Below are 14,069 nucleotides of genomic sequence, written 5' to 3'. Positions count from 1 at the left end.
CGGGCCCGCCAGGGTCCGGCACTAGCAACTAGCAACTTTCATCCCGCATTGTGGCTCGGGCTCGGCTGAGGACGGGACCGATGGAGTTTTCGGGCATTCCCATCGAGGAGCTGATCTCGCGGTACGATTTCCCCTCCAAGTGGTACATGCGAACGATTTCTGCATCGCGCCCGTCGAGCCGGAGCAGCATTTTCTCGAGTTGTTCGCGATTTTCGATGCGGGCTTCGGCGTGCCCGTTCGTCGCGGAAATCTCCCCGCCTGCCTGTTCGAGTGGTACTGTGGGATGGAGGCTGAGCTGAGCCATGCGGCGGTGGACGACGCGACGGGAGACGACCGCCAAATAGGTGGCGAGCGAGCATTGACGGCGAAAACGCCGAAGAATCGCAAAATCGTGCTCAATCAGTTTCAGGAAAACGTCCGATACAAGGTCATCGCGGGTCGCCGAATCAATGGCAAACCCGCGTGATTTGGCCGTATGTCCGACCACGTGCAGCACCAAGCCAAGAAAGCGATCGACAAAGTCTTCCCAAGCACGAGGAGTACCTTGCAGACAGCGTTCCAGCAGCATGCGGTCGTAGTCGGATAGACTCACCTGTGATTCATCCCGGCGAAGTTGATCAGAGCCAGCTCGACAAGAAGAGCGAGCTGAAAAGGGGTGGCCGGGAACTTTGCGAGTACCCAACAAGACTCCATATTAGGTGGCCTTCAGCCTGCTATCAAGCAAACGATGGTCTGCTTTTTTGCTCGCGTTGACACTTTACACTGTCAGTCCTACTATCTGAGAGATGACCTGATCGTGATAATCCGTCAGGTTTAACAAGCGAAAATCCACCGAGGAAGGGAAAAAACATGACACACGTCGTCACGCAACCATGCTTTGGCTGTAAGTACACCGATTGCGTGGTGGTATGCCCAGTCGAGTGTTTCTACGAAGGGGAAAAGATGCTCTACATCCACCCCGAGGAATGTATCGACTGCGAAGCGTGTGTGCCGGAATGCCCTGTCGAAGCCATTTTCCACGAGGACAATGTCCCCGAGGAATGGAAAGAGTACATCGAAATGAACGCGGAAATGGCTGAGCAAACCGAAGTCATCACCGAGAAGAAAGAACCGTTAGCCGACAGTTGATTTTGGGTCAGCGGTTCGCATGTTAGCCGTTTGGCCGCTAGGCCACGGTTCCCGTTCTGAATCGAACTAATCGCGGGCGACGGAACGGTGGCTGGCGCCAAAACCGCTAACGGTTGATTGGGTATCAGCTCGTGGAAGGCAAAAACGTCTTCCAGCATTCATAGCGAGGATCGGCGATCGATTGCGTCAACAGAGGATTGACGCGCGGTTTGGCCGGAGCGGTCAGCAATTTCATCCTCGCCTGCTGGGGGGTCCTACCTCCCTTGCGGCTGTTGCAGCGGATGCAGCAACAGACGATGTTCTCCCACGTCGTCTGCCCCCCGTGTGAACGGGGGACGACGTGGTCGAGGCTCAACTGGGCGGTCGGTTTCTCGTGACCGCAGTATTGGCAAGTGTGGCTATCGCGAGCGAAAACGTTTTTGCGGTTGAATCGCACGGCGTGCACGGGCAACCGCTCGAAACGAGTTAGACGCAAGATTCGCGGCACCAACAACTCGAAGCCAACAGCCCGCAAGTAATCCTCGCCGGGCTGTTTTTCCAGTGAGGCCAATTGGCTGACCTCTTGCCAGCTGGCGAAATCGTAACTGGCGTAGTTGTCATTCTCGAGCATGATGACTTCGGAACAGTTGCGGTACAGCAACGTCATTGCCCGCCGCACGGTGACCACGCGAACCGCCATGTAAAAGCGGTTCAGGATCAGCACGCTTGAGTCCAAAATGGCACAATGTGGCGTGCCAGATGCCAAGATGTCTTCAGCAGATTCAGCTAGGTCCACGTCGTTCTCCGGAGCTCCCTTTCGGATGTCACAATTCCTGACCATCGTCCGTAGATTCCTTGAATGGTGGGTCGCTCGCGAGAACGACTGGCTTTTATTCTAACCGTGTTGAACCGCGGAGGCTAGAAAACGCGTTAAATTGACTCCGCGTTGGCAGCCCCCTCTGTGGACACTTTGTCGACTTGGCAAGGTTCACGACAAATCGGCATGGTTTTTTCATGCCAGCAACTCGAGTAAGGAAATCCCATGGAAGTTACCGTCGCAGTCCTCTGGGCGCTGAGTTTGTTGACCCTCTGCGTGGTCGCTTGGGCGCTTAACTTGATCGCGTTACCAGGCAACTGGATCGTCGTGGCGTTGGTGGGGCTGTACGTCTGGCTGGGGCCGGAGGAGGGCCGAGTGGCGCTCAGTTGGCAACTCGCCTTGGGCAGTTTTATCGTTGCGCTGGTGGGCGAATTGATTGAATTTCTGGCGGGAGCCCTGGGCGCCCAGCGGGCCGGAGCGAGCCGCCGATCGACGCTGCTGGCGGTTGTCGGTTCGCTGGTTGGCGCCCTCGTGGGAGCGGTCGTGGGGTTGCCGATTCCCGTGGTGGGATCGGTGCTGGCAGCTCTTCTGTTCGGTTCCGTGGGAGCGACCGCCGGCGCGATGTACGGCGAATGGACCAACGGAAAATCGTGGCGAGATAGCTGGACCGTGGGACACGCGGCTTTTTGGGGGCGGCTACTGGGGACGCTCGGCAAACTCAGCAGCGGCCTCGTGATCTTGCTGACTGTCTTGGCCGGTTTAGTGTTGTAGCCATCATTTGCCTTGCGGGCGCGTCGTGGTTGTTAGTAAAATATATGCTGGCAACGAGCAGGATTGACCGCCAGGCCTGGTCCGCTCGAATCGACATTCCCACTTAGAAGATTCGATGATTCATTACACCTGCGACCGCTGTCATCGTCAGATTGATACGGATGCCGAAGTGCGATATTCAGTCGAAGTACAAGTCGACGCGGTGTTCGAAGCGGGCCCCCAGCAAACGCCCGATCCCGATGCGGACCATCTGTTGGAGCTGCACGAAATTCTCGAACGGCTGGAAGATGAACCCGCGGTGGTGCCCCCCAGCGACTGCCACTGCCAGCACTTTGATCTGTGTGGCGATTGTTACAAGGTCTACTCTCGCAACCCGCTGGCGCGTGACTTTCCGCTCTCAATCGAATTCAGCGAAAATTGAATTCAGCGAAAATTGCATCTGGCTCTGAACGGATTTCAGCCACGGCTGCCGCCGGATAGAGGCCAGCTCAGGCTATTTGGTCGGCGGTTCGGCCAACTGCGTGCTCACCAGATTTTCGACCGGCTCAGCCGCGTTGCTGAGGAATGCTTGCCGCGCCGCTTGGTAATCGAGCACCGCCACGCGAACGTCGACGGGCAACCGTTGAAAACGCCTGTCGCTGTGGGTATCGACGCGGTGAAAAATGGTTTGCTGCAACCAATCGGCCGGAATCTTAGGCTCGGCCAATTCCAGCTTGGTGGCCAGTTGGTGAAGCAGGTTGGATTGCGCCCGCCGCTCGATTTGCTTTGCCTCACGCTGGGCGACTGCTTGCAGTCGTTCCAGAGCCGAGCGAAATTCGTTGGCTGCCAGACGAGCTGCCGCGTCATCATGGCGGTGAACAGCGATCAAAAACTGGCGATCGGCAAGCAGCACCGGCTCCGGTGGCATCCCGGGAAGCGAGCGACGAGTGCTTTGGGCCCGCATTCGCAGGCTCAGCAAACCGGCTCGCCAATCGGCCGGCGCGGAGACGACTAGGTAGAACAATTTATCCCCTTCGAGCACCTGCTGGGGAGTCGCACGGAGTTTAAAAAAAACGCCCCGATGTCGGCTCGTAGTGCCCGCCGCGGCGAGAATTTCCAGGGGAGCCACCTCTTGATATTTCCTCAGCTCCGACTGTTTGCTGCCCACATCGGCACCCAAGTCGGCTTTCGCTAGCGGCGGGTAACTGCCCGCCGCGCTCAACCCCACTCGCTGATTCGATTCGTCACACAGCTCGACGCTGATATCCCCCACAAATCGACTGGCGGTTTGCGTCCGCGGACCATAATCGGCTACTCGCAATGATTCGTCCAATAATTGGGCTTCAATCAGGACTTGATCCACCCGTGGAGCGGTCGGCGAGACGATTAACGTGGAGAGTTCGAGCGGAATCAGCCACAAGCGATTGTTGCCGCTGAGCAGCGGTATATTTCCGTCGAGCTGCTGAGCAGAAACTTGCTGCATAGCAGCTTGCTCTGCAGGAGTTTGCTGCCCGGTGACGTTGCGAGTGATACTCGTTGCCGCCGGGGTATCGGCTGGGATTGCCGCCACGGCGGCGGCCGCATCAAAGCGGATGAGCGGTTCCGTGGCGGTCAGTTTCCCGGGCACAAGCACCGACAGGCCGCCGAGGAACAGGCAAGTGACGACGACACGAATGCAGCGGTGTTGGTTGCTGGAATTAACGATTTCAAAGATGGGCATTGCGGTTTTCCTTCCCATGACCCGAGGACATCCGTTTCAAATTTTCAATGGTGAGCATTGAAATGGAGCGCGTTGAACCTGTCTGAAGACCGCACAGAACCGGGGCTTACGGCTGATGGTGCGAAACCGCGGAAAACGGTTTTCGGACGGGTTTACTGCAAGCTTACTGACCGTCCTGTCAGAATGTGCCCGCCAAGGGGCACCGTGCCGCTTCCATCCAGGAAGGGGGCCGCGAGCAATTTGCTGGGCCTCGCACCGCGTTTGTGCCAATCGCTTGGCAGTTTGCAGTGCGTGGGAATCCTAGCCAGCCGAACTGGAAAGGCAAGGGGCAACTAGCTGTGCATCCGCGGCAGCGGCGATCCGGCGGCAATGATACTGGCCTCCTCGGCAGCCAATTTGCTCAGTCGCTGGCGGACTTGCTCGCGGGGCTGAAAATGCTCTGCCAAGCGGACGTAGGTGGTGTGGTGCCGTGCTTCGCTTTCAAACAGGCTACCATAGAACTCAGCCAATTCGGTGTCGTTGACATGTTTGCTGAGCAGGCTAAAGCGTTCGCAACTGCGGGCTTCGATTAAGCCGGCGACCAGCAAGCGGTCGACGGCACGTTGCGGTTCGTGCGGTTGGATGAGGGCATTCAGTTGACGTCCATAATCACCGGGAGGGAGCCGCCGGAAGCGAATTTCGCGTTTGTCGAGGTGTGCCAGGACGAGCGCGTAATGCTCGAGTTCCTCGTTAACGATCGTCGCCATTTCGTCGCACAGTTCACGATCTTCTACGTAAGCGTTCATCAACCCCATTGCCACCGTGGCCGCTTTGCGTTCGCAGTGGGCGTGATCGATGAGGATTTGGTCGAGATGTTGGTCGACTTGTTGTAACCAACGGGCGGTCGATTCAGATTGGAGATGAAGCACGGTCGAAATATCAGCAATAATGAGGATTCAGCGATCGGGGGTAAAATCGGTAAAGGGTGCCCGGGCGGTGGTTGCTGGAAAGCCCAGTCGGTCGATAATAGAAACTGATTTGCAGAGTTCGCACACCCTCAGGGTCCGAGAATCAGATGGCATTTTGGCGCAGTGGTAAACAGGAAAAGGACGATTCTAACCCGCAAGCGGAGGGTTCCGCCGCTGGTGGCTTGTTCGCTCGCCTGCGTCGAGGTTTGGAAAAAACCAATCGCGTGCTCAGCACCGACGTCCGCGATTTGTTCAAAGGAGGTGGGCAACTCGTTGAAGAGGCATTGCTGGGCGAGATTTTTGCCCGCCTGGTGCGCACCGACATGGGGGTCGAATCGGCCACCACCATCCGCGACGCGATCGGCAAGGAGTATCGCGGCCGGGTCGTCGAGGTGGAAGACATTTTGGAAAAGATCCGCTTGGAGATTTTCGAAATGTTGCGGCAAGATAACGGAGACATCGAGTGGGCTGAAAGCGGTCCTACGGTAATTCTCGTAGTAGGGGTCAACGGCAGCGGTAAGACGACTTCGATCGCCAAGCTGACCCAGCGGTTGCACAGCGAGGGCCGCCGCGTGGTGCTCGGGGCAGGGGACACCTTTCGGGCGGCAGCGGTCGAGCAGCTGACAGTCTGGGCGGGGCGAATTGGCTGCGACATCGTCACCGGAGCGACCGGCGCGGATCCCGCCAGCGTCGCTTTTGCCACCGCGCAAAAGGCTGCCGACGAAGGATTTGACGTGGCCGTGATCGACACTGCGGGACGTCTGCAGACGCAAAAGCACTTGATGCAACAACTCGATAAGATTCGCCGCGTGATCGGCAAACCGATTCCCTCCGCGCCGCATGAAGTCTTATTGGTGCTCGACGCCACGGCTGGACAAAACGCAATCAGTCAAGCTCGCGGCTTTAGCGAAGTTGCCGGTTGCACCGGAATCGTGTTGGCCAAACTCGATGGCTCCGCCAAGGGCGGGGTCGTGATCCCGATCCGCAAGCAGTTTGAGCTGCCGGTGAAGTTTGTCGGGTTGGGAGAAGGACTCGATGACTTGGCCCCCTTCGATGCCGAGAGCTTCAGCCAGGCATTATTTCGCTAAGTACACTTTCGCTAAGTCCACTTTCGCTAAGTCCACTTTCGCTGAGCAAACTTTCGCACAGTCGACTTTCGCACAGTCAGCTAGTCCCGACAATTCGGCTTAACGGGCTTCCCTCTGGGGACCGTCGCTGTGACATTGGGGTAGTCGGTTTGACAAGCGGCTGCCGGCACTCTTTCGCTGACCGGCAAAGCTTACCAGGCTTGGGTGTTTTCTCGCATATTCCTATGGGTTCTTTCCGCTCCTGGATTGAATTTCCGCTAGCCGCAGAGTCGATAGCAGACTCTGGTTCGATCGAAAAGGAGCGTTTTTGATCGGTTGACCGATCCGACAGCTTGTGCGGATCTACCGACCCCAGGGATTGGATAGGAAACAAATGAAAGTCAGCAAAATTGCATGGCTGGCAGCGGCGGCAATCGGAATGACCTCCGGTATCGCCCAGGCTCAGCAAAACGGAACTTACGCAGCAAACCAGTCACCGGTCAGCCAAGTCTCTTGGGCGACCCCCAGCTGTGATTGCGGCGAGCCAGTGTGTGGTTGCGAAGTCGTTGCCGACCCAGGTTGCGGTTGCGAGACGGCTTGCGACTGCCCGGTTGCTTGCGACACCGGCTGCGACAGCATGTTCGGTGGCGGGCTGGGGCTGGGCCTCGGTGCAGGCTTGGCGGGCTTGGGAGGCAGTGGTCCCCTCGGCGATCCCTACTCGCTGTTCGGCGAGTACAACGGAATCTCCGTCGGTGGTTGGACACAATTCGGCTACCATAGCCAAGATGGCGGTTTCCGCTTCAACCAGCACGCCGACCGGGTGAATCTGCACCAGGGTTGGTTATATGCCGAAAAAGCCATCGACACCTCTAGCGGTTTCGACATCGGCGGACGTTTTGATTACGTCTACGGTGTCGATGCCCAGGACACGCAAGCTTTCGGAATCGATAATGGCCACTGGGATACTCAGTGGGATAACGGCATTTACGGCCACGCGATTCCCCAAGCCTATGTCGAAGCAGGTTACGGAGATTGGTCGGTGAAAGTCGGTCACTTCTTCACCATCATTGGTTTTGAGGTCGTTACCGCCCCGGATAACTTCTTCTACAGCCACGCCTACACGATGTACAACAGCGAGCCGTTCACCCACACCGGTGCGCTGGCTACCTACAACGCTAGCGATGACGTTAGTTTGTTCGGTGGTTACGTTTTAGGCTGGGACAGTGGGTTTGAAGATAACGGCGACTCGTTCCTCGGCGGGATGTCCTTGGCATTGTTGGATGATGTCCAGTTCACTTACACGACCGTGATGGGCCGCTTCAACGAGAACGCTGTTGGTGGTCCTGAGCGTGGCTATCAGCACAGCATTGTTATCGATGCTGGATTGAGCGACAGCTTGCGGTACGTCTTCCAAAGCGATTATCTCGATTCGGAAGGTGCGGGTGGTGCTACTGCCCGTGAGACCTTCGGTATCAACCAGTACTTGTTCTACACCCTGAGTGAGCGTCTTGCCGTTGGTGCGCGTGCGGAATGGTGGAACATTAATGAGGATAGCGTTGCGTTGATCGGGCTAGGTGGTGCTGGCCGGACTGGAAATAGCGACATCTACGCTCTGACCATGGGACTCAACTATCGTCCGCACGCCAACGTGATCATCCGTCCCGAAGTCCGCTGGGACTGGGTGAAGGAAGATCGTGCTACGCTAAATGCGGTTGGAGTAACCATCAACGAGCAGAACGATCCTTCGCAAACGACCTTCGGGCTCGATACGATCATCCTCTTCTAGTTCTTGTTGTAAGTACTTGGAAGAGATCCGAGACGAATAGTTCGCCAGGCGGGGTCGGTAGGGCTATTGTGAACCAAAACGCCGTCCAGAGCTTAACAGCTTTGGGCGGCGTTTTTTCGTTCCACGCTAGCCACAACACCGGCCCTGATCCTGCTAACTGCTTAAGCAGCCGCCCGTCTGACTTGCCTAACTCTTGAGCACGACAGCCTATTCCCCAGCCTTGACGGCAGCTCACTGGGCGGCAAAGCATTTTTTTTAAGTCAATATCTAGCAATGACTTAGAGAACAAAAGTGAGCCGCCACTGGCAACACTGGCGCGGCGAGTGCTTCACCGGTTGGGAACGAACGAGCGTTTGACGTGCCCCCGCCACGATCACCAAATTGAGGTGAAGTTGGCCCAGGCAGGTGTCGAGGCAGGATCACGTGCGCTTGGTTTTTCGAACAACGAATTCCCCGCGGCGTTGCGGGCGAGTCGGTTATTCGTCGAGCTATTTGCACGAAGGAAAGAATTCATCATGCATGTATTGCGAGGTAGTTGGTTCACATTGGCACTCCTTGTGGGGTTGTTGGGGGTTGGCCTATCACTCGCGTCGGTTGCTTCGGCGCAGGATGCGGACTTGGCGACACCGGATGTCGCGGAAACAGCCGGCGCGGGTGATACGGCCGCGCCAGAGGAAGCTGTCGTAGAGAGTGAGGCGGAAGCGGTGGAACGACCGGTGGACGCTCAATTAGCGTTTGCAATTGATAACATCATGTTATTCATCTGTGCGGTCCTGGTGGTATTCATGCAAGCTGGTTTCGCAATGGTCGAAGTCGGTTTGAACAGCGCCAAGAACACGATCAACATTCTGGCCAAGAACGTGATGGACCTCTCTGTCGGGGTCCTGCTCTTCTTCACCGTTGGTTACGCCCTCATGTATCCCGGGTTCACTGAGGAGATTGTTGAAGGCGAGTATTTCGGGATCGATACTTCGAGGATTTTCGCTATCTCCGAGTGGGATGGTGAAAGCGCGTTTTCGCCGCAAGTGGATTTCTTATTCCAAGTCGCTTTCGCCGCCACGGCGGCCACCATCGTTTCGGGTGCGGTGGCTGGTCGCATGAAGTTTGGGGCTTATCTCATCTACAGCGCGTTTTTGACAGGTTTGATTTATCCGATCAGCGGCTCGTGGAAATGGGGTTACGGCTTCTTGCACGACATGGGATTCCATGATTTTGCTGGCAGCGTGGTGGTGCACGCCGTGGGTGGATTTGCTGGCTTGGCAGGTGCTATCTTGCTCGGCCCACGCTTGGGGAGATTTTCTTCCGATGGCAAGAGCGTACCGATTCCGGGTCACAACATTACCTTTGCGGCACTCGGTGTCTTTATTTTGTGGGTTGGTTGGTACGGGTTTAATCCCGGCAGCGTGCTCGCTTTCAGCAGCGACGCTGATGCGAACACCACCATGCTAGTCGCGGTGAACACCACGCTGGCACCGGCTGCCGGAGCAATCCTATGCTTGCTGTCTGCGTGGTTGGTCTTTGGCAAACCCGACTTAACCATGGCACTTAACGGAGCCCTGGGTGGTTTGGTCGGTATCACCGCTAACGCGGACATTGTGTCAAATACTTCCGCGGTCATCATCGGAGCGGTAGCTGGCGTGCTAGTCTTGGTCGGTGTGCTGTTGCTCGACAAGCTGAAGATTGACGATCCGGTAGGTGCGTGGCCGGTTCATGGACTTTGCGGTATCTGGGGTTGTCTTGCGTGTGCCGCTTTCGGTGAAAAGGAGTGGGGAGCGCAAATTATTGGCACGGTAGTTATCTGTGCTTGGGCGTTCGTCACCATGTTCGCACTGTTCTTCGTGCTCAAGATGGTTGGACTGCTGCGTGTCAGTGCGGAAGAAGAGACCACCGGTTTGGATATCTCCGAGCACGGCATGCATGCTTATCCTTCCGATGCAATCACTGGTGGTTCGATCAGCTAAATCGCTGTCACCAACACGATGATCTTCTCGGCTCTTGCCTGGGCCAGAAGGATCCCCAATGGCCTGAGCGAGTGTCCGCCTCACTCGCTCAGGTCGGGGTTTTTTCTTCCCGTCAAAAGTCGTTGTTGTTAAGCCGCCGCGGGAAACCTCCACTTTCCGTGGCGGTTTTTTTGTGCCCGACACCTAAAGCAAAAACCTGCTAAACTCCGCCGGTCCCTAGCAACTAGCAACTATCTGTTCCCCATGAAGCTGATTATCGCCATCATCCAGCCCGATAAACTGGAAGCCGCCAAAGAAGCCTTGACGGAAGTCGAAGTGGTCCGTCTGACGGTGATGGATTGCCAAGGTTTCGGGCGTCAAAAAGGCCAAACCGGCGTCTACCGAGGGCACCAATTCAGCGTCAATTTGCTCCGCAAGATTCAATTGCAGATCGCCGTCAACGAAGACTTTGTGAAACCGACCGTGGAAGCAATTCTCAAGGGTGGGCGAACCGGCGAGCAGGGGCAGATCGGTGACGGCAAAATCTTTGTCTTGCCAATGGATGATTGCATTCGCATTCGCACCGGCGAACGTGGCAGCGAGGCAATCTAAGCCATAGAGGTTCGGCTGATTCCGGTTTGCCTATTGACTAATGCGGAGGTGCTTACCTCATCCCGATGTGCGGCAAAAAATAAAGATAGAAAAAGACCCGCGGCTCACAACACACCTTTGGTGCTGGGAATGCCGGTTTGCCTTGGATCGGCTTCGGCCGCCATCCTTATCGCCCGGGCGGTCGCTTTGAAAACCGCTTCGGCAATGTGGTGCGAGTTTTTGCCGTAGTGCATGAGGACATGCAAATTGCAGCGAGCATTGGCGGCGAATGATTGCCAAAAGTGCTCGACTAATTCACTATCGAAGCTGCCAATCTTGGCGGTCGCAATCGGCGCGCGGTACTCAAAGGCATAACGCCCTCCCAAATCGACGGCCACCGTCACTAAAACCTCATCCATCGGCAGCGTGCAATGTCCATAGCGCCGGATGCCGGTGCGATCCCCTAGCGCCTGATCAACCGCTTGGCCCAAACAAATGCCAATATCTTCGCTGGTATGATGATCGTCCACGTGCAAGTCGCCCCGCGCCTCAACCGTCAAATCGATCAAGCCGTGGCGGGCAAAGAGGTCGAGCATGTGATCAAGAAAACCGATCCCGCTCTGCCGCTGGCCCACGCCCTGACCATCGAGGTCGAGGCTGAGAGCAATCTCGGTTTCACCCGTCTTGCGGTCGATCGCTGCGGTGCGCGTCATCTTTTGATCCCCAGGGACGTTCTTGAAATAATTGTCGTCTTTCGCTCCGCAAAAGCAGCGTTTGCCCGGACTCTCGCGAGGCGAGAGGCCGCGTGAAAGCTACAATGGCTACCTGAGCAAGGTTTTTAGGATGCTCAGCAGCGCATCGATTTGCGCCGGCGTACCGACCGTAATCCGCAAACCGTCACCCCACTCGGGAAACTCCATGTAGCGGATCAGTACTTGGCGTTGCTTCAGTTCTTCGTAAAGAGTGCGGTGAGATTTTTCGGGGTGCGTGCACCAGAGGAAATTGGCCTCCGAAGGTGTGACTTGAAAGCCCAGCTCGGCCAGTTGCTCAGCCAGCGTTTGTCGCCCCGCTAAAATCTTATCACGATTCTCAGTCAGCCACTGCTGCGCGCCGATCGCCGCGGTTGCCGCCGCGATCGATAGGCTATCACAATTATAACTATCTTTGATCTTTGCTATTTCGGCGATCAATTGCGGCTGAGCCACCACAAATCCAAAGCGGAGCCCGGCCAACGCGTAAGCTTTGCTGAGCGTGCGGGTTATTAAGATTTTGTCAGACTGTTCGACCAACGATAAACAGTTTGCCGAGGCAAAGTCACCGTAAGCTTCGTCGACCACCAGCGGGCAGGGAAGTTGTTCGGCCAAACGTAAGACTTCCTCGGGAGTCAACATTGTACCGCTGGGACTGTTCGGGTTGGGCAGGAACACCAACCGAGGCTCTTGGCTGTCATCCGCAAACGAGGCCGGCAGTTGCCAATCCTGGGAAAAAGGAACTTGCTGCCAATGAGCCCCTTGGATTTCAGCCAGCGTGCGGTACAGGATGTAACTGGGGTAGGGCAGTCGTAACGATTGTCCCTCGCCAACAAATGCTCGCACCAACATGGTGAGAATTTCGTCACTGCCGTTCCCCGCCAAGATCCAATCCGGTCCGGGGATTCCCAGCACCTCCGCGGCCCGACGTCGAAAAGCCAGCGCGGTCGGTTCGGGGTAACGCTGCAAACCGCCAGCCGCCGCCTGAGTGATGGCGGTCAACACTTCCGCAGCGGGCGGGTAAGGATTTTCGTTGGTGTTCAGCTTGATGAACTTGCCACCCTGCGGCTGTTCGCCAGGGACGTAGGGCTGCAGGCGAGCGAGCGACGGACGAAAAGGTGAGGAAGCTGGAGGTACGGTCACTTGTTGATCTTAATGCGGGATGCTTTGAAGTTATTCGGGCAAACGAATCGAGACGCTGTGGCCGTGCGCGGTGAGCCCCTCCTCAGCGGTCAAACGCAGCACGTCGGGCGCGATCGCGGCGATCGCCTCGGCGTCGAATTCAATCAAGCTGCTGCTGCGAAGGAAATCGTTACAAGAGAGACCTGCCGCCCAGCGAGCGGTTCCCCCTGTGGGCAACACGTGGCTGGGACCGGCGGCATAATCGCCCAACGCCACGGGTGTGTAGTGCCCCAAAAATGTGGCCCCCGCGTTGCGAATTTGAGCTGCCAATTGTCGCGGGTGGGCGGTTTGGATATGCAAGTGTTCGGGGGCGAAGCGATCGGTCAGCTCAACGGCTTGCCCCTCATCTTCCACGCACACCAGCGCGCTGAAGGCTTCCAATGAATCGACCGTCAACTCGCCGCGGTCCAAGCGAGCCACTTGCTTGACCATTTCTTGATAGACCGCTTCGATCAAGTCGGCGTGCCAAGTGATCAAGATTGCCGAGCCGGGAGAGTGTTCGGCTTGGCTGAGCAGATCAGCCGCCACATAGTCAGGACGGGCTGTGGAATCGGCCAACACGATCACTTCGCTGGGGCCGGCGATCGAATCGATGTCGACCGTGCCGTAAACATACTTCTTTGCCAAGGCGACAAACAAGTTGCCAGGCCCGACGATCTTGTCAACGGCTGGAACCGCGTCGCATCCGTAAGCCAACGCGGCCACGGCTTGCGCGCCACCCATCCGATAAACTTCGGTCACACCCAATTCATGACAGGTGGCCAGCATCACTTGGTTATAAGATCCAAAGGGTGTCGGCGGCGCGACCACGGCGATCTGCTCCACGCCAGCGACTTGCGCCGGCACGACCGTCATCAGCACGGTGGAAGGATACGCAGCGGCTCCCCCCGGCACGCAAACCCCCACCCGTCGCAGCGGCGCGTAACGCTGTCCTAAAATGACACCGGGCTGTGGTTTGATCGATACCTCAGCATGACGAATGGCTCGCTGGAAGGTTTCAATGTTGTCGCGTATCCGCCGTAGACTGGCCAACAACGCGGGGTCGGCGGCAGCATGTGCGGCGGCCAATTCGCTGGCCGGTACTCGCAACTCGTCAGCCGTCAGCTTGGATTGGTCGAGCGCTTCGCTGTAGCGGAGCAGGGCGGGGGTGCCGCTGGTGTCAATGTCGCGGCAAATCGTTTCCACAACTTGAGTGGGCGTCAGCGGGCTGCCGAAAACCCGCTCGGTCAACTGGCGGCCCCGCGGACTGACGATGTCACCGCGTGGGCTGAGTTTTTCGCGGAGCGCTTCGAGCACCGCCGTGGCCGACTCGGAACGAGCATCGACGCGGGCGATCCGCAGCGGTTGAGATTCGATGATAGAGTCTGACTTGGAGGCTGACATAGCGGCTGACATGCAGTCTGGATGGGGGCT

Annotated in this window: 14 protein-coding genes; 7 read left to right on the top strand and 7 right to left on the bottom strand. The window is 57.1% G+C overall.

Translation table 11 applies throughout. The features are described from left to right. Positions 1–28 precede the first annotated feature (28 nt). A complete protein-coding gene (locus SH139x_RS04090) occupies positions 29–592 on the bottom strand; it encodes an RNA polymerase sigma factor (RefSeq protein ID WP_488354014.1) in 564 nt (187 codons plus the stop codon). Between the two features lie 257 nt (positions 593–849). Between SH139x_RS04090 and SH139x_RS04085 the strand changes: the two genes are divergently transcribed. Next, positions 850–1,128 (top strand): ferredoxin family protein, encoded by a 279-nt coding sequence (locus tag SH139x_RS04085; protein WP_488354013.1) that lies wholly within the window; start codon positions 850–852, stop codon positions 1,126–1,128. A gap of 124 nt (positions 1,129–1,252) precedes the next feature. Here SH139x_RS04085 and SH139x_RS04080 read toward each other — a convergent pair whose 3' ends face one another. Further along, positions 1,253–1,948 carry an HNH endonuclease gene (locus SH139x_RS04080; RefSeq protein ID WP_488354012.1) on the bottom strand — a complete coding sequence of 232 codons (696 nt, stop codon included), beginning with the start codon at positions 1,946–1,948 and terminating at the stop codon, positions 1,253–1,255. Between the two features lie 201 nt (positions 1,949–2,149). On the opposite strand from SH139x_RS04080, the gene SH139x_RS04075 reads away from it, so the two are divergent. After that, positions 2,150–2,695: a DUF456 domain-containing protein gene (locus SH139x_RS04075; protein ID WP_488354011.1), complete on the top strand. Its 546-nt coding sequence runs from the start codon at positions 2,150–2,152 to the stop codon at positions 2,693–2,695. Positions 2,696–2,810: 115 nt separating this feature from the next. Continuing rightward, positions 2,811–3,116: a hypothetical protein gene (locus SH139x_RS04070; RefSeq protein ID WP_488354010.1), complete on the top strand. Its 306-nt coding sequence runs from the start codon at positions 2,811–2,813 to the stop codon at positions 3,114–3,116. Positions 3,117–3,188: 72 nt separating this feature from the next. Here SH139x_RS04070 and SH139x_RS04065 read toward each other — a convergent pair whose 3' ends face one another. Both SH139x_RS04065 and SH139x_RS04060 read right to left on the bottom strand, forming a co-directional pair. After that, positions 3,189–4,394 carry a hypothetical protein gene (locus tag SH139x_RS04065; protein WP_488354009.1) on the bottom strand — a complete coding sequence of 402 codons (1,206 nt, stop codon included), beginning with the start codon at positions 4,392–4,394 and terminating at the stop codon, positions 3,189–3,191. 332 nt (positions 4,395–4,726) lie between these two features. Further along, positions 4,727–5,302, bottom strand: a complete 576-nt coding sequence (locus SH139x_RS04060; RefSeq protein WP_488354008.1) for a MiaE family protein — start codon at positions 5,300–5,302, stop codon at positions 4,727–4,729. A gap of 146 nt (positions 5,303–5,448) precedes the next feature. Between SH139x_RS04060 and ftsY the strand changes: the two genes are divergently transcribed. The 4 genes from ftsY to SH139x_RS04040 all read left to right on the top strand — a co-directional run bounded on the left by ftsY (position 5,449) and on the right by SH139x_RS04040 (position 10,746). Then, a complete protein-coding gene (gene ftsY, locus SH139x_RS04055; RefSeq protein WP_488354007.1) occupies positions 5,449–6,429 on the top strand; it encodes a signal recognition particle-docking protein FtsY in 981 nt (326 codons plus the stop codon). 373 nt (positions 6,430–6,802) lie between these two features. Continuing rightward, the gene (locus tag SH139x_RS04050) at positions 6,803–8,194 is read left to right on the top strand and encodes a porin (RefSeq protein WP_488354006.1); all 1,392 of its coding nucleotides are present in this window, start codon (positions 6,803–6,805) and stop codon (positions 8,192–8,194) included. Positions 8,195–8,709: 515 nt separating this feature from the next. After that, positions 8,710–10,155, top strand: coding sequence for an ammonium transporter (locus SH139x_RS04045; protein ID WP_488354005.1), 1,446 nt, complete (start codon positions 8,710–8,712; stop codon positions 10,153–10,155). A 243-nt stretch (positions 10,156–10,398) separates the two neighbouring features. Continuing rightward, positions 10,399–10,746 (top strand): P-II family nitrogen regulator, encoded by a 348-nt coding sequence (locus SH139x_RS04040; protein ID WP_488354004.1) that lies wholly within the window; start codon positions 10,399–10,401, stop codon positions 10,744–10,746. Positions 10,747–10,850: 104 nt separating this feature from the next. Here SH139x_RS04040 and hisB read toward each other — a convergent pair whose 3' ends face one another. The 3 genes from hisB to hisD all read right to left on the bottom strand — a co-directional run bounded on the left by hisB (position 10,851) and on the right by hisD (position 14,051). Beyond that, positions 10,851–11,438 (bottom strand): imidazoleglycerol-phosphate dehydratase HisB, encoded by a 588-nt coding sequence (gene hisB, locus SH139x_RS04035; RefSeq protein WP_488354003.1) that lies wholly within the window; start codon positions 11,436–11,438, stop codon positions 10,851–10,853. Between the two features lie 108 nt (positions 11,439–11,546). Next, positions 11,547–12,617, bottom strand: coding sequence for a histidinol-phosphate transaminase (hisC, locus tag SH139x_RS04030; RefSeq protein ID WP_488354002.1), 1,071 nt, complete (start codon positions 12,615–12,617; stop codon positions 11,547–11,549). 30 nt (positions 12,618–12,647) lie between these two features. After that, a complete protein-coding gene (gene hisD, locus SH139x_RS04025) occupies positions 12,648–14,051 on the bottom strand; it encodes a histidinol dehydrogenase (RefSeq protein ID WP_488354001.1) in 1,404 nt (467 codons plus the stop codon). Positions 14,052–14,069 lie beyond the last annotated feature (18 nt).

The sequence above is a fragment of the Kothea flammea genome, from assembly GCF_052161645.1.
GTDB lineage: Bacteria > Planctomycetota > Planctomycetia > Pirellulales > Pirellulaceae > Laterigemmans.
This window is presented reverse-complemented; position numbering and strand designations above follow the sequence as displayed.